Source organism: Aquimonas sp. (genome assembly GCF_044377145.1).
In the GTDB taxonomy this organism is placed as follows: Bacteria; Pseudomonadota; Gammaproteobacteria; order Xanthomonadales; family Xanthomonadaceae; genus Aquimonas.
In genome coordinates this window covers 12,470-33,995 of sequence record NZ_JBILJQ010000048.1, presented here as the reverse complement: position 1 = coordinate 33,995, position 21,526 = coordinate 12,470, and the positions used below count along the sequence as shown (strand labels likewise).

Sequence of the window (21,526 nt, the reverse complement as noted above, 5' to 3'; positions counted from 1 at the left end):
AAGGGCCAAGATGCCGGTCTTGTCTGTTGGAGCCTGCGCATGTCGATCCGCCCGAGCGCCCTGTTGATCCTGCTGTCGGCAGCGACCTTTTCGACCGGCCTGCTTGCGCAGGCGCGCGATCCTCTGCAACTCCCCGATATGGGTTCCTCGGCCGGCACCCTGATTACTCCGGGTGAGGAAAAGCAGTACGGCGAGTACACCCTGTTCCAGCTGCGCGCCTATCAGATGTTGCTGGAGGATCCGCTGCTCGACGAGTACCTGAACCGCCTCGGCAATCGCCTGGCCAGCTTCAGCGATCGGCCGCAGCAGGAGTTCACCTTTTTCTGGATGCACTCCCGCGACATCAATGCCTTTGCCACCCTCGGCGGCTACGTCGGCATGAATGCCGGTCTGGTGCTCACCGCCCAGACCGAAGACGAGGTCGCCGCGGTGCTGGCGCATGAGATCTCACATGTGACCCAGCGCCACATCGTGCGCGCGGTCGAGCGTCAGCAGAAGGACACCCTGCCGATCCTGCTGGCCACCCTGGGCGCCGTGGTGCTGGCCCAGCAGGCCGGCGGCAGCAGTGCTGGCAATGCCACCCAGGCCGCCATCACCAGCGGCATGGCCCTGTTGCAGCAGCGTTCGATCAACCACACGCGTTCCAACGAGTACGAGGCCGATCGCGTCGGCATCGCCACCTTGGCCAAGGCCGGCTACCAGCCGATGGCGATGGCCGATTTCTTTGGCCGCATGCACCGCACCCTGCGTTCCACCATCGGTGCTGAGGAGGCGCCCGAATTCCTGCGCACGCATCCGGTCACCAGCAGCCGCATCAGCGAGGCCAAGGGTCGCGCCGAGGGCGCCACCCGCCCGATCGGTTTCGTGCCGCCGATCAAGCCGACCGCCGAGCCGATCAACCCGCTGCTGCCCGGCGGCATGTACGCGCACGTCGGGCTCGACGCGCCGCCCTCGCGTGAACTGTTCCCGTGGGTGCAGGCGCGGCTGCGCGTGCTCAGCGCCGGTAGCCCAGGTCAGGCCGTGGATGAGCTCAACCGCCGCGCGGTCGCGCTGGGCGCCAGCCTGCCCGAGCCCGAGCGCTATGGTTTCGCATTGGCGCTGTCGCGCACCGGCGAAGCCGAGCGCGCGTTGGCCGAACTGGCGAAGATCCGGCAGCCGCCGCCGGGCTTCTGGATCGAGCTTGCCGAGGCCGAGTTGCTGCACCTGGCCGGGCGCCAGGCCGAGTCAGAAAGCGCATATGCGCAGCTGCTGGCGCTGTATCCGGACAGCCGCCCGATCGTGCTTGGCTACGCTGATGTGCTGATCCGCACCGGCGGATCCGAGCATGGCCGCCGCGCTCAAGAGGTGCTGCGGCCACTGCTGCTGCGTCGTGGCGACGACATCGCCCTGCAGCGCAGTTTTGGCCGCGCCAGCGAATTGGCCGGCGATATCGTCCGCGCCAGTGAAGCGCATGCCGAGGCGTCCTACCTGAGCGGGCGTGCCGAGGACGCACTGAACCAGCTGCAAGCGCTGAAGTTGCGCGACGATCTCGACTATTACCAGCGCGCCCGCATCGATGCGCGCATCGCCGAACTCACGCCGGTGGTGCTGGAGCTGCGCGAGCGCGGCATCCGCGCCGGGCGCGAGCAGCAGAGCAATCGTGGCCTGGAGCAAACGACGGCCTTCCGCGTCACGCAAGGGTCATAAAACTGTTATCTACTTTGGGCGCGGCTGAAACCTCAAGGACGCCCAGTGCAGAAGCAGATTCTCATCGTCGACGACGAGCCCGCCATCCGTGACATGGTCGCCTTTGCCTTGCGCAAAGCCGAGTATGAGCCCGTGCATGCAGGCGACACCCGTGAAGCCCAGGCCGCGATCATCAATCGCGTGCCCGACCTGATCCTGCTCGACTGGATGCTGCCCGGCATGAGTGGGGTGGAATTCGCCCGACGCCTGCGCAAGGAAGGCCTGACCCGCGAGGTGCCGATCATCATGCTGACCGCGCGCGGCGAAGAGAATGACCGTGTCAGTGGACTCGAAGCCGGCGTTGACGACTACGTGGTGAAACCCTTCTCCGCGCGCGAGCTGCTGGCGCGGATCAAGGCGGTGATGCGCCGTTCGCGCGGCGATGGTGAGGACGGCAGCGTCGCCTTGGGCGGCCTGCGTATCGACGGTGCCGCGCATCGCGTCTATGCCGGTGAGACGCCGATCCACATCGGCCCTACCGAGTACCGCCTGCTGCATTTCTTCATGACCCACCCTGAGCGCGTCTACTCGCGCACCCAGTTGCTGGACCACGTCTGGGGCGGCAATGTCTATGTCGAAGAGCGCACCGTCGACGTGCACATCCGCCGTTTGCGTCGCACGCTGGAACCGCATGCGCTCGACAACCTGGTGCAGACCGTGCGTGGCGCCGGCTACCGTTTCTCGGTTGATCCCTGAGCCCCTGATGTCTGCCTGCGCCGAAAGGCGCTACCTTCGCGAGCCGCCCCCTTGACGCTCTCTGTGCGCCATCGTTTCCGTGCCTCCACGCCGTACAAGCGTGCCTGGCAGCACACCGCGCTGCGCCTGCTGTTGATCCTGCTGGCGGTGCTCGGCGTGGGCGTTTGGATCGGCCAGCCGTGGCCGCTGCTGTGCGCAGGCCTGCTCGGCGTACTGATCTGGCACTACGCCCAGCTGCACGGCCTGCTCGGTCTGCTCAACCGCAGGCGGCGCTTGAGCCCGCCGCGCGGGCAGGGCGTGTTCTCCGAACTGAGTCGGGTGCTGTACGAGCGCCAGCGCGAGGGACAGGCGCGCAAGCGGCGCCTGCTCGGCACCCTGCGTGCGTTCCGTCAGGCCGCGGCGGCGCTGCCCGATGCCGTGGTGGTGCTCAGCCGCAGCGACCAGCGCATCGAGTGGTTCAACAAGTCCAGCGAACGCCTGCTGGGTCTGTCCTATCCGCGTGACCTCGACAATCGCTTCAGCAACTTGGTCCGCACACCGCGCGTGACCGCTTGGCTTGAGTCCGGAGCCGAAGAGCCGCTGCTGGATGTGCAGGGCACTGGCGAAGAAGGCCTGCGGCTGTCGATGCGCCTGATCGACTACACCGCGGAGGAACAGCTGCTGATCGCCCGCGACGTCAGCAAATTGCTGCACCTCGAACAGGTGCGGCGCGATTTCGTGGCCAATGTCTCGCACGAGTTGCGCACGCCGCTGACCGTGCTGCACGGCTATCTCGACATGCTCGAACCCGATGACGTGCCGGAGTGGGCCAGTGTGCTTGGCGAGATGCGCCGGCAGTCCGGCCGCATGACCCAGATCGTCGAGGACCTGTTGACCCTGTCGCAGCTTGAGTCCCGCGATTCGCTGCCGCTGGAGCGGGTCGAGATGGCGCCGATGCTGGCCTCGCTGCTGGCCGAAGCCGAGGCGATGAGCGCCGGGCGCCATCGGATCGTGCTGGAGGACAGCGCCGGCTGCGACCTGCTCGGCTCGGCCAAGGAGCTGCACAGCGCGTTTTCCAACCTGATCATCAACGCGGTGCGCTACACCCCGGCTGGCGGCGATGTGCGGGTCGAGTTCCATCGTTCGGGCGACGGCGGCGTCGGGCTGTGCGTGGTCGATACCGGCCCCGGTATAGCGCCCCAGCATCTGGCGCGTTTGACCGAACGCTTCTACCGGGTCAGCACCAGTCGCTCGCGTGACTCCGGCGGCACCGGCCTCGGTCTTGCGATCGTCAAGCACATCCTGCAGCTGCACCATGCCCAGCTGCGGCTGGAGAGTGAAGTGGGCCGCGGCAGCCGCTTCTGCTGCGCGTTCATCGCCCGGCACTGTCTGCCGCGCGACGATGAGATGGCTGATACGGCATCATGAGGCCCCGCGGCCCTCTTGGCCGCCGCGCGCAGCCTGATCGGCGCGCACCGCTCATCCCTTCCGAAATCGCGGTGGCCTCGCCACTGCCCAGCCGAATTGCTGCGATGTCCTCGACCCGCGACCTCAATGATCCCGCGCTCTACATCAATCGCGAGCTGTCCCAGCTGGAGTTCAACTTCCGCGTGCTGGCGCAGGCGATGGATGAGCACGTCCCGCTGCTGGAGCGGCTGAAGTATCTGTGCATCTCTTGCACCAATCTCGATGAATTCTTCGAGGTGCGGGTGGCGGCGATCCGCCATCAGCAGGATTTCGGCGGCGGCGGCATGGCCGACGGCATCGCGCCGACCGCAGCCCTGCAGCAGATTTACACCCGCGCGGCCGAGCTGGTCGATGCTCAATACCGCTACTGGAACGAAACCCTGCGCCCGGCGCTGTCGGATGCCGGCATCCGCATCCTGACGCGCGACAGCTGGAGCGCCAAGCAGAAGCGTTGGCTGAAGGACTACTTCGACAGCGACATCACCCCGGTGCTGTCGCCGCTGGCGGTCGATCCGGCGCATCCGTTCCCGCGGATCATGAACAAGAGCCTGAACCTGGTGGTGGTGCTGCAGGGCAAGGACGCGTTCGGCCGCAACGGCGGGTTGGCCCTGGTGCGTGCGCCGCGCTCGCTGCCGCGGATCATCCAGCTGCCGGCCAATGTGTCCGGTGGCCAGCATGATTTCGTCTTGCTGTCGGCGGTGCTGTCGGCCTTCGTCGAGGATCTGTTCCCCGGCATGACGGTCAAGGGAACCTACCAGTTCCGGGTGACCCGCAACTCCGAGCTGGTGGTCGACGAGGACGAAGTCGAGAACCTCGCCGCCGCGCTGCGCGACGAACTGGTCGGCCGTGGCTACTCGCACGCGGTGCGGCTGGAGATCGCCGACACCTGCCCGCGCCCGATCGTGAAAACCCTGCTGCGCCATTTCGAGCTGCCGGAGACCGCGATCTCGCGCATCAACGGGCCGGTCAACCTCAACCGGGTCACCGCGGTCTATGACATGGTCGACCGCCCGGATCTGAAGTTTCCGGCGCTCAAGCAGCGCGTGCATCCGCCGGAATCCGGGCTGGAGCTGTTCGATGTGATCCGCCGCGGCGACGTGCTGCTGCATCACCCCTACGACAGTTTCGCGGTGATCCAGGACCTGGTGAAAACCTCGGCGCATGATCCCGATGTGCTGGCGATCAAGCAGACCCTGTACCGCACCGGCAACAACTCGCCGCTGGTGATCTCGCTGATCGAAGCCGCGCGCAACGGCAAGGACGTCACCGTCGTCATCGAGCTGCGCGCGCGCTTCGATGAAGAGGCCAACCTGCGCCTGGCCGATCGGCTGCAGGAAGCCGGCGTGCAGGTGGTCTACGGCGTGGTCGGCTACAAGACTCACGCCAAGATGCTGCTGATCGTGCGCCGCGAGGGCAAGAAGCTGCAGCGCTACGTACACCTCGGCACCGGCAACTATCACAGCGGTACCGCCAAGGTGTACACCGACATCGGCCTGATCACCGCGAATACGGACATCGGCGAGGACGTGCACCTGCTGTTCCAGCAGATGTCGGGCCTGGCGCCGGCCATTCGCCTGAAGCGCCTGCTGCAGTCTCCGTTCACCCTGCACCCGGGCCTGCTCAAGAAGATCCAGCGCGAGGCCGACAACGCGCGCGCCGGCAAGCCGGCCGCGATCATCGCCAAGCTCAATGCGATCAATGAGCCGACCGTGATCCGCGCGCTCTACGAGGCCTCGCAGGCCGGCGTGCAGATCGATCTGATCGTGCGCGGCGCCTGTGGCCTGCGCCCCGGCGTCGAGGGTGTGTCGGAGAACATCCGCGTGCGCTCGATCATCGGCCGCTTCCTGGAGCACAGCCGTATCTACTGGTTCGCCAACGGCGGCGAGGCCGAGCTGTACGCCTCCAGCGCCGACTGGATGGAGCGCAATCTGATGCGCCGGATCGAGACCTGCTTTCCGATTCTCGACCCGGTGCTGGCCGAGCGCGTACGCAGTGAGGAACTCGAGAACTATCTGCGCGACAACACCCAGGCCTGGGAGCTGCAGTCCGACGGCAGCTACACGCATGTGGTGCCCGAGGGCGATGCGATGCCGCACTCGGCCCAGCAATACCTGCTCGCCCTGATCTGCCAATGAGAATCGAACCCGCCGATGCCTGACGCCCGACTTGCCGCCGCCAGCACCGGCCTCAAGGAAGACGAGCTGCTCGCAGCCGTCGACCTCGGCTCCAACAGCTTCCACATGATCGTGGCCCGGCACACGCTGGGACAGCTGCGGGTGGTCGATCGTCTGCGCGAGCAGGTGCGCATGGGCTCGGGCCTGACTGCGCGCGGCGAGCTGACCCAGGAGGCGATGTGGCGTTCGCTGGAGTGTCTTGAGCGCATGGGCCAGCGCCTGCGCACGATTCCATCGAACCGTGTCCGCGCGATCGCTACCAATACGGTGCGCCAGCTGCGCAACCCGCAATCGTTCCTGATCCCCGGCCAGACCGCGCTCGGTCATCGCATCGAGGTGGTCTCCGGCCGCGAGGAAGCGCGCCTGATCTACCTCGGCGTTGCGCAAGGCCTGCCGCCGCGTGAGTCGCGCCGGCTGGTGATCGACATCGGCGGCGGCAGCACCGAGTTCATCATCGGTGAGGGCTTCGAGCCGCTTGAGCGCGAAAGCCTGCAGATGGGCTGCATCGCCACCACCCGGCGCTTCTTCGGCACCGGCCGGCTGTCGCCGAAGCGCTGGAAAGAGGGCCTGACCGAAATCTCGGCCGAGTTCCAGCAGTTCGCTGCGGTGTATCGCGCGCGTGGCTGGAAGGATGCGATCGGCTCGTCCGGCACGGTCAAGGCGATTGGCGGCATCCTCAAGGCGATGAAGCTCGGCCGCGGCGAGATCACGCCCGAGGGTATCGCCCGCCTGCGCGATTCGATGCTGGCCTTTGACGACATCGACGCGATCCAGCTGCCGGATCTTTCCGACGAGCGCCGCAGCGTGATTCCCGGCGGACTGCTGGTGCTGGAAGCGGCCTTCAACGAGCTGGGCATCAGCCGCATGCAGGTGGCGCAGACGGCGATGCGCGAGGGCGTGCTCTACGACATGCAGGGCCGCGTCGGCCTGCGCGATCCACGCGATGGGTCGATCGATGCCATGGCCAAGCGCTACGGCGTGGATACGCGTCAGGCCGGACGGGTCGAATCCACCGTATTGGACCTGTTCGATCAGGTCGCCGCCGACTGGCGGCTGGGCGAGGACGAACGCCACAGCCTGGCTTGGGCGGCCCGCGTCCATGAGATCGGCCAGGCCATCGCCCACAGCCAGCACCATGTGCATGGCGCGTACGTGATCGAACATTCCGATATCGCCGGCTTCTCGACCCAGGAGCAGCAGTTCCTGGCGGCGCTGGTGCGCGCGCAGCGCCGCAACGTGCCGAAAACCGTGTTGGCCGGCGCCGGCGGGCGCGACCCTGTCACCACTCTGCGCTGTGTGATGCTGCTGCGCCTGGCGGTGCTGCTGCATCGCAGCCACGACCCGGCCGGCCTGCCGCACATCCGCGCCCGCGCGCTGGAACGCGGCCTGGAGCTGGAGCACCCGGCCGCCTGGTTGGCCCAACATCCGCTTTCGCGCGCCGACCTCGTCACCGAACAGGGCGTGCTGGCCGACATCGGTCTAGAACTGCAGCTGGCCTGACCGGGCTGCACGCGCGGCAAGCTCAGTGGAACTGACACCCGATAGCGAGGCACAAGCCGGTGGCGGCACACTGGACGCACGGCCCGCAGCGCTGCGGGCGAATCCCGACCGTCCTGCCATTGGAGGTTCCAGCGATGAACGATGCCACTGCGCCCAACCAGCCCAAGCGCCGACCCTGGCTTTGGATTCTGCCCTTGGGCTGTCTGGGTCTGCTTGTGCTGGCATGCGGCGCGCTGTTCGCGATGCTGAGTCTGGTCAACGGCGTGATCCAGCAGGCCGATGCCTACACCGTGCCGCTGCAGCGCGCCCAAGCCTCGGCTGACGTGCGTCGTCTGCTGGGCGAACCGGTGGAAGCGGGCTGGTTTACCCAGGGCAACATCAATTTCAAGAACGACGAGGGTGAGGCCGAGCTGTCGATTCCACTGCAGGGCCCGCGCGGCAGCGCGATCCTGCATGTCGAGGCAACCAAGCAGGCGGGCGATTGGGCCTATCAGCGCATGGAGGTCGTGGCCGAGGCCGGTGATGAGGCGATTGATCTGCGTTGAGTGTTCGCGCATTGGCGGGTTCAGCAGCTGCAATTCGCCATCGAGAAGTCGGCGCGTCCGTGCACGATCAACAGTTGAAATCCCCCGCCACGGCCGGACTCGCGCGATGTGAAGCGAGCACGCGGTCGACGCGGTTGCCGTCCATGTCGACCACCTCGAAGCGGATGCCGCGGAAGTCAAAGCTGGCGCCGACCTCGGGCACGCGCCCGAGCTGGTCCATCACCAGCCCGCCAAGCGTGTGATAGCCGGCGGACGGGTCATCCAGACCGTCCCTGACCTGCAGCAGCTGCGACACCCGATCCAGTGCCAGCATGCCGTCCAGCAGCCACGAGCCATCGGCGCGCTGCACGGCTGCATTGGACTCATCGGCGCTGCGGTCCGGCAGGTCGCCGACGATGGCCTCCAGCACATCCGTCAGGCTGACCATGCCCTCGATGCTGCCGTACTCATCCACCACCAGCGCCAGATGACTGTGCTTGCGCTTCAGGGTTTCCATCAACTGGATCGGTGACACGGTTTCCGGCACGAATACCGGTGCGTCCAGTGCGTCTTCCAGCCGCGCGGTGCTGTCCTGCAGGCACAGCGCCAGATAGCGCTTGGTATCCAGCAGGCCGACGATTTCATCCAGGCTGCCGCGACACACCGGCAGGGTCTGGTAGTGGCCCTCGCGCAGCACCGCGTGGTTCTCTTCCAGGCTGTCATTCAAATCAAGCCAGCGGATATCCGGCCGCGGGGTCATGATCGCGGTGACTTGCAGGTCGTCGAGGCGGAACACATTGCCGACCATCGCCGCCTCCGAGCGGTGGAACACGCCTTCGGCAGCGCCCTGCGCCAGCATCATCCGGATCTCGTCCTCGCTCACCCCGGGCTCGCTGTTGGGGCGGGCACCGAGCAGGCGCAGCAGCGCATTGCTGGACAGGCTGAACAGGCTCACCAGTGGATGCGCAAGACGCGCCACGACCGCCATCGGCGGCGCCACAAAACTGGCCACGCGCTCGGGGTTCAGCAGGGCCAGGCGCTTGGGCACGATCTCACCCAGCACGACCGAGCAATAGGTGATGGTGATCACCATGATCGTGGTTGCCAGCCCATTGCTGTAGGGCGCCAGCAGCGGCCAGTCGTTGAACACCAGAATGAGTTTCTCGGCGATGGCGTTCTCGCCGAAGGCGCCGCTCAAGATGCCGATGGTGGTGATGCCGACCTGCACGGTGGACAGGAACACCGATGGATCGGACGACAACTTCAATGCCGCGCGTGCGCCGGCACTGCCTGCCTGCGCGCGCTGCTCCAGACGTGCACTGCGCGAGGACACCAGTGCCATTTCAGACATGGCAAACAGGCCATTGAGCAGGATCAGGGCGAGTAGCAGCAGAAGTTCCATCGGAGTCTCGAACGGCCTGTATGGCGAAGCAGTGCCGCGGACGGCGACAGGCAGCGGAGTCTAAACGATGCCGAACAGTGACGCGCCGCTGGCCGGCCTTGCAGGCGCCGGCTGGGTCTGGCGGATTGCAGCGCGCATACTGCGTGCCCGAAATCGTTCGGCCTCGCCTCTGGATCTCTGCATGACCGCCCGGATTGTTGCGCCGCTTGTTCTGCTGTTCGCCGTGTTCTCAACCGGCTGCACGCCCCCGCCGGAAGGCGATCTGGGCTCGGTGTTCACCCTGCGCCAGGGTGAGTGCATGAACGACGCCAGCGCCAGTGACGCCATCGACGGCGATACCGATAGTGTTGAACAGGTGCGCAAGCGCCCGTGCAGCGAACCGCACAAGTACGAGATTTATCACGTGCACCGTGTGGAGGACGCCCAGTACCCGGGGCAGGCCGCCATCGAGACCCTTTCGGAGAAAATGTGCCTGGAGAACTTCGTGTCCTTTGTTGGACGTGAGTACGAGGAGTCCGACCTGAACTATCAGATGCTGTGGCCGACCCAGTCCGGTTGGGACGAAGAGAACGACCGCGAGATCGTCTGCATGCTGTCGACCATGGACGACAGCATGCTGGTCGGCAGCATGCGCGACAGCAAACGCTGAGCACGCGCGTGGAGGCCGCGCCTGAGCAGCCTCCAGGCTCGCGAGCTGGCTCAGGCCACGCGCCCTTGAACTTGCAGCACGCTGCAAACCCGTCGTTGTGCGGATGGGGTCGGAAACCCCATCGTCCACGCCTTGGTTCGGCTGATCTGGATGGCTTTCGGCCGTGCCGAGTTCGCGGTACGAGTGGGTGGGGTGTCACGAATATGCAACTTTTCTGTGATACCTCCGCGGCCCTGTTCCGCTAAGGTTCCGCGCTTGATTTCTTCCGAGCACGGCACCGATGTCCAAAACCATCACCGATACTGCATCCCCTCTCAGGGCAGGCAAACCGTCTGCGACTTCCAGCGCGGAACCGGTCGTCAAGGCTGCCGCCTCGCGGCGCAAACGCGCACTGCCTGAGCGGAGCGAGACTGCCACGTCGAAAGCGAAATCCGCCTCCGAGGCCAAGCCGAAGAGCCGCAAGTCTTCGGCTGCCAAGCCGCCGAAAGCCGAGAAATCCAGCGCCAAGTCGCGTGTCGCCGGGCCCAAGGACGGTCAGACCAAGGACGGCGAGGGCAAGATCAAGGATCGCTTCACCATGCCGGCCAGCGACCACGCCTTGATCTCAGCGCTGAAGAAGCGCGCCAAAGCCGCCGGCCGACCGGTCAAGAAGAGCGAGCTGTTGCGCGCGGGCCTGCACGCGCTGAACCTGCTCGACGAGACCCAGCTGCTGCAGGCGGTGGCGCGGTTGCAGCCGACTGCCAAGGGCTGATCGCACCTGGCGTGATGCGCGAGGGTTCGCCACGCTACTGATCGAGTGAGGTGCCTGCCGAAGGCAGACCCGGACAGCGGCGCTGTTCAACGAGGATCGTGCCCCGAGAGTGGGCGCCGATCGGCCGGAGCGACCGCGCAATGCCCGGACGAGATGCAAGCTCGGTCTGATGCTGCTCCGCTAGAACAACTCCCCCTGCGGTGAAGGCGCGCGCGGCGGCTTGAACTGGCCGCAGTCGAGCTCGATCTGGTCGCGATGCACGAAACCCAGCCTTCGGCGAGCCAGCTCGAAGCGGGCGTGCAGCATCTGTGCGATCGCGCCTTCGCCGCGCATGCGCGCGCCGAAGCGCGGGTCGTTGTCGCGGCCGCCGCGCATGTCCTGGATCAGGTTCATCACGTGGGTCGCGCGTTCCGGGAAGTGCAGCTGCAGCCACTCGCGGAACAGATCTTTGACCTCGTGGGGCAGGCGCACCAAGGTGTAGTTGGCGTAGCGCGCGCCGGCCTCGCGGCCGCGCTCCAGAATGCCCTCAAGGTCGCGGTCGTTGATGGCCGGGATGATCGGGGCCGCGAAGACCCCGGTCGCTACGCCAGCAGCGCTCAGCCGAGCGATCGCTTGCAGCCGCCGATGCGGCGCGCTGGCGCGGGGTTCCAGTTTGGCCGCCAGCCGGTTGTCCAGAGTGGTCACCGACACCGCCACGAACACCAGGTTGCGCCGGGCCATCTCGACCAGCAGATCAAGGTCGCGCTCAACGCCGGCATTCTTGGTGACGATGGTGCAGGGGTGGCCTGTTTCCAGCAGCACCTCCAGCACCTGCCGGCTCAATCGGTAGCGGCGTTCGATCGGCTGGTAGGGGTCGGTGTTGGCGCCGAGATTGATCGGGGAGACGCGATAGCCGGATTTGCCCAGCTCGCTGCGCAGTTGCTCGGCCGCATTGGTTTTGGCAAACAACCGGGTTTCGAAGTCGAGGCCTGCCGACAGGTTGAGGTAGCCATGGCTGGGTCGTGCGAAGCAGTAAACGCAGCCGTGCTCGCAGCCGCGGTAGGCGTTCAGCGATAGGTCGAAGGGAATGTCGGGTGAGTCGTTGTGGCTCAGAATCGTTCGTGCGCGCTCTTCGGTCACCGTGGTCGCCGGGCGGCCTGAAGCGAACGCCTCCTCCAGCTCGGGCGTTGCCCAGCCGTCGTCGATGCCCTCGACCTGCACCGACTCGAAGCGTCCTTCACGATTGCTGGCCGCACCGCGGCCCTTGATCGGTTTGTCTGCCATGCCGCGATTGTGCGATCTCGGCGCTGCGATGTCTGTGCCGACCGCCGCGGGTTCCGCCGGGCGCCCTCCGGGCACAGCCCTGCGCTACCGTCCGGCTCCCGGCTCCCGGCACATCGCGCTGATCGCCCGGCCTTTGCCGGCTCAGTCCGCGGGTGCTTGGTCCGCTGCCCGAATCCAAGTCAGCCAGGACACTCGCGCGAACTCCCTCGCTTGCTGCCTCGCCCGCAATGATAGCCACGGGGTGTTGATCAAGGACGATCGAATCATCAACACCCAGCTCGCGTTTCAGACCGGCATCAGCGTCGGTCATATGGAGTACGCGGGCTGCGATGTGCCGGACGGCAACGCGATCGTCCGCAACAACATCGGCTGCTATCCGATGTCGTGGCACCAGCGCACCCATGTGCGGGTAATCGCGCCGAACTCAACGCTGAGCAAAAATCTCAGCTATTCCGGTGCCGCTGGCAGCACAGGCGCCTGCGCGCTAGCCGGGTTCGTGCGCGCAGGCGCAGGGGGCGATGCCGCGCGCTTCAGCCTGTTCGATAGCGGCTGACCTGCGGCGGCGAACTCGGGCTTGGCTGTCAACCGATCGATCAGCATCCGGTCACGTTGGTTGCCGCCACCTCGTGTAGCAGTGCAGGCAGGGTTGCACCCGACGACAGCCACAGCACAGTGCGCATGCCGTTGTAGTGCTCGCTCACGTCCAGCACCAGATCACTGCGGCCATCGCCGTCGAGATCGCCCGCAAAGCGCAGCATCACGCTGCCGTCGCTGCCGAGCACCAGCCCCGCATCGGGATCCATGCGCGCATCCAGGCTGTGCAGCACCTGCTCGCGGCCACGCCCGCGTAGCCTCACGTCGCAGCGAAACACGCCGGGCTGGCTGTCCTGCGGAGCCAGGTTTAGCGAATTGCAGCTGAGCCCGAGGTATAGCGTCTCGCCGTCTGGTTCGGCGATTTCGATCGCGCTGCCAATCTGCGGGCCGACATAGCGTGGCGCGGTCGCGCTGATGGTGCCATCCGTTAACGCCGGCCCGCGCAGCAGCAGAACCGGTGCGCTAGACAGCGCCGGGACGCTGACTTCGCGTCCGCTGGTTTCGCCCTCGGCGTCAAGAACCGGGTCGTTCACCGGGCGTACCTGTACCTGCACACTGCGCAGGCTAAGGGTCTGATCCTCCTCGACCAGTGCCAGCCAGGTCTCGCCATCGCGGGCGATGGTTTCACCGCCGTGGAACTCGCCGAGGTCCTGCACCGCATGCGGCTCGGCCTGGGCCGACGAGCCGGCCATCAGCAACGTCAGGGTCAGTATTGAGGTGAGTGGCGACATGCTCGGGACTCGATTCCGTGAAAGCGTGAGCATGCCACGCGCGTTCGGCGCACATGCGGGCGCCAGGTGGCGGTTTGCGGGCACGCGAGAGCGCGTCTCGGACGGTGCGCCTGGGCGACCGGCGCCGGCCTGTGAATCAGCCGCCGCAGGAACCTGCCCGCTTGCTCCGGAATATTCCGCACTTGTTCCCCTCATCGCTCCCCCATTTGTTCCCGCGGGTTACCAAACCCCGGCGCAACATAGATCGACCACATGGCGCAGTCGACTCGGCCCGGGCTTCATTCAGTTCCGCAGCAGTGCTGGATCGGGTGAGGGAAGTCCGACACCGCGGCGACAGGTGGTTCCGCCGCCGGGTGCGCATGCGCCATGCCGGCGGAGTGTCGATCCGAAACTCTCGATCCGAACCTACGAAGGAGCAGATCATGAACACATCACGCTTGCATCGCCTGCCGTCTGGCCGTCACTGGCTGGGTGCGCTGGTTCTGGCCCTGCTGTTCGCGCCGCTGACCGCGGCCGCGCAGACCGAGCCGACGGAAGACGTGAGAAACATTGAGGCGCCGGCGGACGAGGGCCCCGATCCGTTCGAGAAACCCGAACAGCGCGAGCGGGTGTCGCCGCTGCGCTGGGTCGAGGACGATTCCAGCGGCACCGCGACCGATCCCGGCGGCAAGGCTGCTGCCCTGGAGCCTGGCATCGCGGCGGGCGGAGCGGCCGATGCTGATGCCGCAGCGCAGGCGAAAGCCGACTTTCCCGAGGCCTGGACCGAACTGGAGGCGATGGATCGGATGATCGAGCGGGGTGAGATCGATCTCGACGCTCGGCTCGACTCCAAGCTCGACACCCGGCAGGCCGTGCCGAAGGGGACTCCCGGCGTATTCACCCGCTACTCCGGCAACATCAACACCCAGATGTGGCAGTTCTCCCCCTGGAACAAGATCGGCAAGCTGTACTTCACCACGCCTGGCGGTGGCAGCAGCTATTGCACCGCCAATGTGATCAGCCAGCGCAACATCCTGGTCACCGCGGCGCACTGCCTGTACACCCGCGGCCAGGGCTGGCACAGCAACTTCCGCTTTGTGCCGGCCGATCGCTTCGGGGTGGCGCCGTACGGTGTTTACGGCTGGCAGTCGGCCGGCATCATGACCAACTGGATCACCATTGGCGGGCGGCGCTGGGACGTGGGCATGATCCGGCTCGGCAACAACCTGAGCACCGGTATTCCGGTTACCAGCTATGTCGGCTGGTTGGGCCGGACCTGGAACCAGCCCTCTGTGATGAACCTGCATTCCGTCGGCTATGCCAGCAATCTGAGCACCCAGTACACCCACATCTGCGCTGCGGAGAGCTTCAACGGCGGGCTGGATGTGCTGGCCAAGGGCTGCGACATGACCTACGGCAGCAGCGGCGGCGGCTGGCTGCTGCGCTATCACCCGTATTCCAGCAGCGGCGCACACAACCTGGTCACCGGTGTGACCAGCGGCCCGTATCCCGGCTGGTTTGGCACCACCTTCGTCGGGCCGCGCTTCAGTTCGGCCAATTTCGTTCCGCTGTGTAGCTTCTACGGCTGCTGAGCGCCGTCGGACCGCTGCTTGCGGGCGGGCATTCGATCCACCCGCAAGCAGCACCTGCGATCTCAGCCGGCCGGGTTCACCGGCTGATACTGAAAGCTCGGTCCGGTCAGCACGGCCGGGTTCGGAATGCCCGCCATCATCGCCTTGGCCTGGCCCTTCAGCGACATCATCAGGCCGATCGCGCGGTTCATCTGGGTATTGGTGGCGTTGCCGCTGAACAGGCCGCGCAGGGCCAGCAACAGGCTGGTGTAGGTGTAGTTGAAATTGTCATTGGCCATGGCCTGGGCCGAGCCCGGTGGATAGGGCTTCGGGTAGGCGGGGTCGGTCGGCACCGCGTACACGCCAGCCGGGTCGAACTTGATCGGCGCACCCGCATAGGCCCAGCCCGGTGGTTGGCCGGGAGTCTCGACCAGCAGCCGGCCCTTTTCGATCTGCAGGAACCGGTAGTAGTGCGCGACTTCATCGCCGTCGATTTCTTCCGGCGAGGTCGAGGTGCCTTCGCCCTGCTCGATGATGATCCGCAGCGCTTCCTGCGCGCTGGCGACGTCGGTGACGACGATTGAGCCGTCCATCAGGTCTGGGCCGACCTGGTTGCGCGGCGGTTTCACGAAGGCGCTGTCACCGAGCTGGCCGATCGCACGCGAGATCGCGGTGTAGAACTCGCCAATGGTGATGGGCTCGGCGCCGGTCGCCGCCTTCAGCACCGGGAACTCCAGCGGCTGCTCGGGGCGTTCGATGGTCAGAAAGGTCTGCAGCTGATCCATCGAGAACGGCGCCAGATGCACCACCAGTTCGCTTTCCACACCGCCGGGCAGCGGGCCCGGGAAGTTGGGCACAAAGCCCGGGTTGCCGACTTCGGAATCGCCGCCCAGCGCATTCAGCACGTTGGAGGCGAGGGTCATGTGCAGCATTTCCTCGATCACCACCGAGCGCAGGATGTCGGCGATCTCGGGGTTGCGCGATTCATCCAGCGAGTACAGCCCGTACAGATAGACCGGGATGGTGGCGTGCTCCAGCTCGACCGCGCTTTGCAGCGCCTGGATCACCGCGGCGGGGTTGGGCAGGGCCTCGTACAGGCCCGCGGCCAGCGAACGTTGCAGACGGATCATGTCGGTTCTCCTTCAGGGGTTCTGCAGCACCAGGCGCCGCGCCGCGGCAGCGGCCTTGCCGCCGCGCGCTGCGGAATCAAGGCTGGCTTCGGTGTCCGCCTTGGCTGCCGCAGCAACCGCAAGCGGTGGCGCCGAGGTTTTCGTTGCTGGCGCGGGCAGCGGCTTTGCGAGCCAGGCCAGAATCGTCGAGCGTTTGGCCGGCGACAGATCGCGGGTGACCGGCATCGCATTGGGATCGGCCGGATCCAGCCCGAACGCCAGGCTGAGCAGCCGGGTATGGGCCAGAACAGAATCGAAATCGCCCATGTCCAGGAAGCGGTTCATCACCGGGTAGAGGTTCGCGTACTGTTGGAAGATCGGCTGCACGTCGGCCCAGGTCGGTGTGGCTGGCTGTTTGTAGCCGCTCCACAGCAGCAGGCTGATGAAGTTCCAGGGGTTCACCGGACCCTGGTCGGCGCCGCTCTGCAGCGAGGCGCGGATGCCGTACACCTGGCCGTCGATCCCATAGCGCGTGCCGCCGCCGAACCAGCGCGGCGTGCCCGGATCGGTCGGTCGCAGGCTCAGCTGTGCGAGGCCCTTGGCGCCGGTGCTGGCAGTCAGACTGGAGGCGAGGGTGGCGAAGCCGCTCGCCGCGAGCGGTGTGGCCACCGGCGGCACCTCGCCGCCGATGAAATTGCCGGGCTGCAGTTGCGAGGAATCCGGTACGAAGTCGATCACCGCGTTGGCCGCCGGTTGACCGAACACGCTGGCGTACACATCGATGGTCACGGTGTCACCGGGGCTGGCGCGGAACACATAGGTGTCGGCGCGCACAAAGCCGCCCTCGGCGACCTCGTTGATCCGCCCCAGCGGCGCCGACAGACACAGCGGGTTCGCCTGCACCTGCGCCAGCAGTTTCGGTGCGATCGGCAGCACCACCACGCCGGCGGTGCGCGCATACCAGTCCGGATCACTGCTGTAGCCGCTGGCGCCCTGCGAGGGCAGGGTGCCGATGTTGAACGCGCGGCCGGCGCTGCTGACAAACACCTCGATCTGCAGATCGCCCAGATCGAGCAGGCTGCCGTTCGCGCCGGTCAGCAGCGCATTGCCGAGGTCGAGGTAGAGCAGGCTGGCTTCGGCGTCCACCCGAGCGACGCAGAAATTGATATTGCCAACCGGCTGGAAGAAGTTGGCCGGCGGCAGCGCATACGGGTTGCCGGCCGCCATGAACTGGCGCCCGAGCACGAAGTGCCGTGGCTCGTCGGCACTGGCGGGGCCGATGCTGCCGACGATGCGCCCGGTCATGAAGTCCGGCGACTGGAAGTTCAGATTGAAGCCGTCGACATTGAACTTGATCGACAGCAGACCGTCGCTGGCCGCGGCCTTCAGTGCGCTCAGGAAAGGCGAGGCCGACACATCGCTCCAGCGCAGGTTGCGCAGCACCGATTGATACATCGCACCGGCATCGGCATCGCCGCCGCTGGAGACGGTCGCGCGGTCCCAGATGTCGATGAACGCGGCAGGTTCGAAGTCGGCCAGCAGCAGGGTGCTGCCGTCGGCATGAGCAATGCGGACCTGCAGACCCCAGATCTCCGAGACCAGCTGCTGCTCGGGGTCGAGGTCAACCAGTTTCGCGGGCACCCGGCCGTCGCTGTCGGCGACGATGCAGGCGAGCACCGGATCGCTGGCGTCGACTGCACCGGCTGCGGTCCAGGCCGAGCTGACCTTGACCCCGAGCAGGCGCCAGGCGGCATCGCCCTGCGGGTTGAACCAGCCGTTCATCGCGGTGCGGGTCTGCATGTCCTGATAGCTGGGCTTGAAGCTGGCGTTGTCGAAGTGGCCGGGGTCGTTGTTGACGGTGGACACATTGGCCTGGAAGCGCCCGGCGAAGTGCAGTCGAAGCGGGTCGAGATAGCTCATGGCGGTCCCTCCTTGCGGGAACGTATGGACGCTGGGTGGTTCAGCTCTGGAACTTCGTGATCAGGCCGATCGGGTTGCGCTCGGGGTCGCGGATCATCGCGAAGCGGTAGCCGTCGACCGCGGCCGGTTCGACGAAGCGCTCGCCGCCGGCCGCCACCGCGGCGGTGATGGTTGCCTCGAGGTCGTCGACCTCCAGATAGAAGTTGTGGCCGGGCTCGAAGCCCGGTGTGTTCGGCTGGGCCTGACCAATGCCACCCAGCAAGGCCCGCGGCTGGCGCCCGAAGTGGACATAGGCGAAGCCGCTGGCGCCGGTCTCATAGGTCCAGCCGAACACCGCGGCATAGAAGGCCTTGAGCTTGGCTTGATCGCGAGTGATCAGCTCGAACATCAGCGCCGGATGGCGGTTGTGATCCGTCGAGTCATCGTGCATCGCGGTTCTCCTCGGCCGTTTCAGACGGGCGCTGCGGCAGCGATGTGCCGCGCACGTCGCGTTCGGGCAGCAGTCGCCGCAGTAGCAGTCGATGCAGCGCCCACAGCGCCGTCGGCAGGGCGCTCATCGCGAGCACCAGCAGCACGGTCGACGGCGCCTGCGCACCGACCCAGGCGCTGCCGCCGTACAGCGCGCCGACCGCGATCGAGGCCGCGGCGGCATGCGCAAACGCGCGCGCTGGTGGCACCCGCCAGACGCCCGCCAGCACCGCGCTCAGCTCGGCCAGCACCGGCAGCGGTCGCGCCAGCACGATCCACCACAGGGCGTGCTCGCGTGCCTGCGTTCGCGTGGAGTCCCACAGGCGCGGCCCGATCCAGCCGCGCAGTCGTGATTCCGGCAACAAGCGGCCCAAGCCATAGCCCACGACAAAGGCGAAGAACACGCCGCTCGCCACGGACAAGCCACCCAGCCACGGGCCGAGCCCCCAGCACAGCGCGACCGCCACCACGCTGCTCGGCACCGGCAGCACCACATCGATCACCAGCAAGGCGGTGCCGAGCACGGCCAGGCCGAGCAGGGCCAGACCCGTAGGCGCGTGATGTGCCTGCAGCCACACCGGCGCCTGTTGATCGAAGCGTTCGCCCGACAGTGCAAACGGCAGCAGGATGCAGCCGAGCAGGGCGAAGATAAGGCTCGCCATCCGCAGCCACGGCGCGAGCATGCGCGGGGGCGGCGCGACGCTGCTCACGGCGTCTGCCACTGCAGAGAAAGCCGCAGGCGGCGGCCGGGCATCAACACGCCGATGGCTTCTTCCTCGCGCGCATTGGCGAGGTTGTCCACCGCCAGCAGAAGTTCGAACGCGCCGAGCTGCTGGCGCAGGCCGACATCGACTAGTGTGGAAGCGTCCAGCCAGCGGTCGCCGGTGGGAATCGAGGAATCGAAGCGGCGGCCGAGGTGGCGCAGGCCCAGGATCAGCTCGCGCTCGGCGCGCAGCGGTATGCGCAGCCCCGCGCCGGCCTGCAGCCGCGGCCGGTAGCGCAGCGCACTGCCGTCGGCCGGATTGCGCACCCGCATCCAGCTGCCGTCGAGCTGCAGACGCCAGTCCTGCGGGAGGCGTCGCTCGCTGCGCCACTCAAGGCCATCGGCTTCGATACGTTCGCGATTGACCAACTGCGGCGGCGGCCCGCTGTCGAAGTCGATCAGATCGCGGTAGCGCGCGCTGAACAGCGTGAGCCGGCTGGGCCAGACGGCGTCGGCCGCGCTGGCGTAGTACAGCTCGCGGTGGCGCGCACGCTCGCTGCGCAGCGCCGGGTTGCCGACCAGCGGATGGCCGAGCGCGTAGAAGCTCGGCGCCTTCGAGCTCTGCGCCAGCGAGGCGCCCCAGTGGCCGCGCTCGCCCGGCAGCAGGTGCTGCAGCGACAGCATCGGATGGGTCGCGCTGTCGCGCCCGGTACTGGAGTGTTCAGAGCCGGAACGGTGCTCGCCATCGTCGCGCCACCGCTCATGGCGCAGGCCACCCTGCAGCGTCCAGCCCGCATTCGCCCAGCGCAGTTCGGCAAACACGCTGTCGCTGCGTCGGCTGAGCGCAAAGGCGGTCGGCAGCACGAAGGCACCGAAGTCGATGCGACCCGCAGAGCGGCCGCGCTCGTGCTGATGCTGCGCGCCCAAGCCCAGCTGCCATGCGCTGCCGAGTTCGCCCTGCCAACTGGCTTGCGACTCGTCGCGACGGTAGTCGCTGTCCGCGCTGAGCGCCGGCAGGCCGAACGGATCGCGCAGCCCGGGCGCCACACCCGGCGAGGCGTCCTCGCTGTCGCGGCTGAAGCGGGCGGCCTGCAGCTCGAACGTGCCGGCGGCCAGGCGATACTCCCCACGCAGCGATTGCTGGCGGGTCTGGTCGTGGCGCAGCTGCAGCTCGCGCAGTTCGGCGAAGCGCGCACCGCCGCTGTCGTCCGGAAAGCCGCGCTGATCGCTGTCGGCGAAGCGCGCGGTGGCACGCAGTGACCAGCGCTGAGCCTGCGCGTGTTCCCAGCCGAGGTTGGCGGCGCGCGTCTGCTGCAAGCCACCCGCATCGTCGCCGTCTTCGCGATCGCTGGCACCGATCCGCCAGCCGCCGCCACCGATGCGCGCATGCGCCCCGCGCAGGCCATCGCCGCCAGCCGCCACGCCGGCACTGGCGCCCGCAGTGGCACGTCGGGTGAACAGATGGATCAGCCCGGCCATCGCCTCGGCATGGGCGACGCTGGCATTGCCGCGCACGATCTCGATGCGTTCGATGTCGTCCAGCGTCAGAGTGTTGAGATCGACCGCGCTGCCGCGCGAGGACAGCGGATCGTTCTGCCGCACATGGTCGATCAGCACCACCACATGACTCGGATCGGCACCGCGCAGATACAGCGCGCCGTAACCGCCGCTGCGCCCGCCGCGATCGATCACGAGGCCGGCCTGGCGCGAGAGTACCTCCGCCAGGCTTTGCCCGCGCAGGGCATCCAGGTCTTCACGCCGCAGCACGCTGACGTGCTGGGTGGCGGCCGCGGCGGTGGTCGGCAGCGCGGTGGCGGTGACCTGCACTTCGTCCAGCATCTCGGCCGACGAGGCCGCGGAAACCGGCGGTGCAGCCGTTACCGCGCTGATCGATACAGCAAGGGCGAACCGGGCCGCCAGACTGCATAGCGAGCACAGACGCACCGCGCGCATGGCGCCACGGCTGCTTCGATGCCGATTCAAGTCTCGCCGCATAGACGTGCTCACCCCGAATGGCGATCACGGTGCAAGCGGTCGAAGGCGGCCCGCGGCCGCTTCAGGGCAGGGGCGAATCCTAATCCGATCAGCGCCGTGACTGGCTTCACCCCGACTGGCGGGAGAAGACCGACATGCTGTCGGAGCGGCTGTTCAGGCGCAGCTGTCAGATCTGACAGCGAACGGCTGGGGTGGAGCGGAGCACAGGCCAAACGCGTGGTGCTGCAAGAATGTTCGCGTACCTCCACTACGAGCTGGGCCACCCGCGATCTCAGCGATGCAAAGCCTTTGGCCGCGCGCTCAAGCGACACCGGCTCACGCGAGAG

Annotated in this window: 18 protein-coding genes; 10 read left to right on the top strand and 8 right to left on the bottom strand. The window is 67.0% G+C overall.

The genetic code is table 11. From position 1 onward, the window contains the following. Positions 1 to 39: 39 nt before the first annotated feature. The 6 genes from ACIQ7H_RS14540 (at position 40) to ACIQ7H_RS14515 (ending at position 8,086) form a co-directional block, all read left to right on the top strand. On the top strand, positions 40 to 1,686 hold the full coding sequence (locus ACIQ7H_RS14540) for a M48 family metalloprotease (RefSeq protein WP_395792719.1): 1,647 nt from the start codon (positions 40 to 42) through the stop codon (positions 1,684 to 1,686). A 45-nt stretch (positions 1,687 to 1,731) separates the two neighbouring features. Then, on the top strand, positions 1,732 to 2,421 hold the full coding sequence (gene phoB, locus ACIQ7H_RS14535; RefSeq protein WP_395792717.1) for a phosphate regulon transcriptional regulator PhoB: 690 nt from the start codon (positions 1,732 to 1,734) through the stop codon (positions 2,419 to 2,421). A gap of 51 nt (positions 2,422 to 2,472) precedes the next feature. Then, positions 2,473 to 3,828 (top strand): phosphate regulon sensor histidine kinase PhoR, encoded by a 1,356-nt coding sequence (phoR, locus tag ACIQ7H_RS14530; protein WP_395792715.1) that lies wholly within the window; start codon positions 2,473 to 2,475, stop codon positions 3,826 to 3,828. A 104-nt stretch (positions 3,829 to 3,932) separates the two neighbouring features. Next, positions 3,933 to 6,002, top strand: coding sequence for a polyphosphate kinase 1 (gene ppk1, locus ACIQ7H_RS14525; protein ID WP_395792713.1), 2,070 nt, complete (start codon positions 3,933 to 3,935; stop codon positions 6,000 to 6,002). Positions 6,003 to 6,017: 15 nt separating this feature from the next. Continuing rightward, positions 6,018 to 7,541, top strand: a complete 1,524-nt coding sequence (locus tag ACIQ7H_RS14520) for an exopolyphosphatase (protein ID WP_395792711.1) — start codon at positions 6,018 to 6,020, stop codon at positions 7,539 to 7,541. 134 nt (positions 7,542 to 7,675) lie between these two features. Continuing rightward, a complete protein-coding gene (locus ACIQ7H_RS14515; RefSeq protein WP_395792709.1) occupies positions 7,676 to 8,086 on the top strand; it encodes a cytochrome c oxidase assembly factor Coa1 family protein in 411 nt (136 codons plus the stop codon). Between the two features lie 67 nt (positions 8,087 to 8,153). On the opposite strand, the gene ACIQ7H_RS14510 is transcribed toward ACIQ7H_RS14515, so the two are convergent. Continuing rightward, complete coding sequence (locus ACIQ7H_RS14510; RefSeq protein WP_395792707.1) at positions 8,154 to 9,467, bottom strand: hemolysin family protein; 1,314 nt, start codon at positions 9,465 to 9,467, stop codon at positions 8,154 to 8,156. Between the two features lie 67 nt (positions 9,468 to 9,534). Here ACIQ7H_RS14510 and ACIQ7H_RS14505 point away from each other — a divergent pair, with 67 nt between their 5' ends. Further along, entirely contained in the window at positions 9,535 to 10,116 is a 582-nt protein-coding gene (locus ACIQ7H_RS14505) for a septum formation family protein (protein WP_395792705.1), read from the top strand. 280 nt (positions 10,117 to 10,396) lie between these two features. Continuing rightward, on the top strand, positions 10,397 to 10,867 hold the full coding sequence (locus ACIQ7H_RS14500; RefSeq protein WP_395792703.1) for a hypothetical protein: 471 nt from the start codon (positions 10,397 to 10,399) through the stop codon (positions 10,865 to 10,867). Positions 10,868 to 11,047: 180 nt separating this feature from the next. On the opposite strand, the gene ACIQ7H_RS14495 is transcribed toward ACIQ7H_RS14500, so the two are convergent. Beyond that, positions 11,048 to 12,130, bottom strand: coding sequence for a PA0069 family radical SAM protein (locus ACIQ7H_RS14495; protein ID WP_395792701.1), 1,083 nt, complete (start codon positions 12,128 to 12,130; stop codon positions 11,048 to 11,050). 241 nt (positions 12,131 to 12,371) lie between these two features. Here ACIQ7H_RS14495 and ACIQ7H_RS14490 point away from each other — a divergent pair, with 241 nt between their 5' ends. Further along, entirely contained in the window at positions 12,372 to 12,683 is a 312-nt protein-coding gene (locus tag ACIQ7H_RS14490) for a hypothetical protein (protein ID WP_395792699.1), read from the top strand. 40 nt (positions 12,684 to 12,723) lie between these two features. Here the strand turns inward: ACIQ7H_RS14490 and ACIQ7H_RS14485 are convergent, their stop codons facing one another. Further along, positions 12,724 to 13,455 (bottom strand): hypothetical protein, encoded by a 732-nt coding sequence (locus tag ACIQ7H_RS14485; protein ID WP_395792697.1) that lies wholly within the window; start codon positions 13,453 to 13,455, stop codon positions 12,724 to 12,726. A 422-nt stretch (positions 13,456 to 13,877) separates the two neighbouring features. On the opposite strand from ACIQ7H_RS14485, the gene ACIQ7H_RS14480 reads away from it, so the two are divergent. Continuing rightward, positions 13,878 to 15,026 carry a trypsin-like serine peptidase gene (locus tag ACIQ7H_RS14480; protein ID WP_395792695.1) on the top strand — a complete coding sequence of 383 codons (1,149 nt, stop codon included), beginning with the start codon at positions 13,878 to 13,880 and terminating at the stop codon, positions 15,024 to 15,026. 62 nt (positions 15,027 to 15,088) lie between these two features. Here ACIQ7H_RS14480 and ACIQ7H_RS14475 read toward each other — a convergent pair whose 3' ends face one another. From ACIQ7H_RS14475 to ACIQ7H_RS14455, 5 genes are read right to left on the bottom strand one after another with little or no spacing between them, the layout of a single operon-like run. Further along, positions 15,089 to 16,135 carry a ferritin-like protein gene (locus tag ACIQ7H_RS14475; protein WP_395792693.1) on the bottom strand — a complete coding sequence of 349 codons (1,047 nt, stop codon included), beginning with the start codon at positions 16,133 to 16,135 and terminating at the stop codon, positions 15,089 to 15,091. Positions 16,136 to 16,147: 12 nt separating this feature from the next. Beyond that, positions 16,148 to 18,034, bottom strand: a complete 1,887-nt coding sequence (locus ACIQ7H_RS14470; protein WP_395792691.1) for a hypothetical protein — start codon at positions 18,032 to 18,034, stop codon at positions 16,148 to 16,150. A 40-nt stretch (positions 18,035 to 18,074) separates the two neighbouring features. Beyond that, positions 18,075 to 18,464, bottom strand: a complete 390-nt coding sequence (locus ACIQ7H_RS14465) for a VOC family protein (protein ID WP_395792689.1) — start codon at positions 18,462 to 18,464, stop codon at positions 18,075 to 18,077. Next, a complete protein-coding gene (locus tag ACIQ7H_RS14460) occupies positions 18,454 to 19,164 on the bottom strand; it encodes a VTT domain-containing protein (protein WP_395792687.1) in 711 nt (236 codons plus the stop codon). The genes ACIQ7H_RS14465 and ACIQ7H_RS14460 overlap by 11 nt, the downstream gene beginning before the upstream one ends. 44 nt (positions 19,165 to 19,208) lie before the next feature. Further along, the gene (locus ACIQ7H_RS14455) at positions 19,209 to 21,158 is read right to left on the bottom strand and encodes a TonB-dependent receptor plug domain-containing protein (protein ID WP_395792685.1); all 1,950 of its coding nucleotides are present in this window, start codon (positions 21,156 to 21,158) and stop codon (positions 19,209 to 19,211) included. Positions 21,159 to 21,526 lie beyond the last annotated feature (368 nt).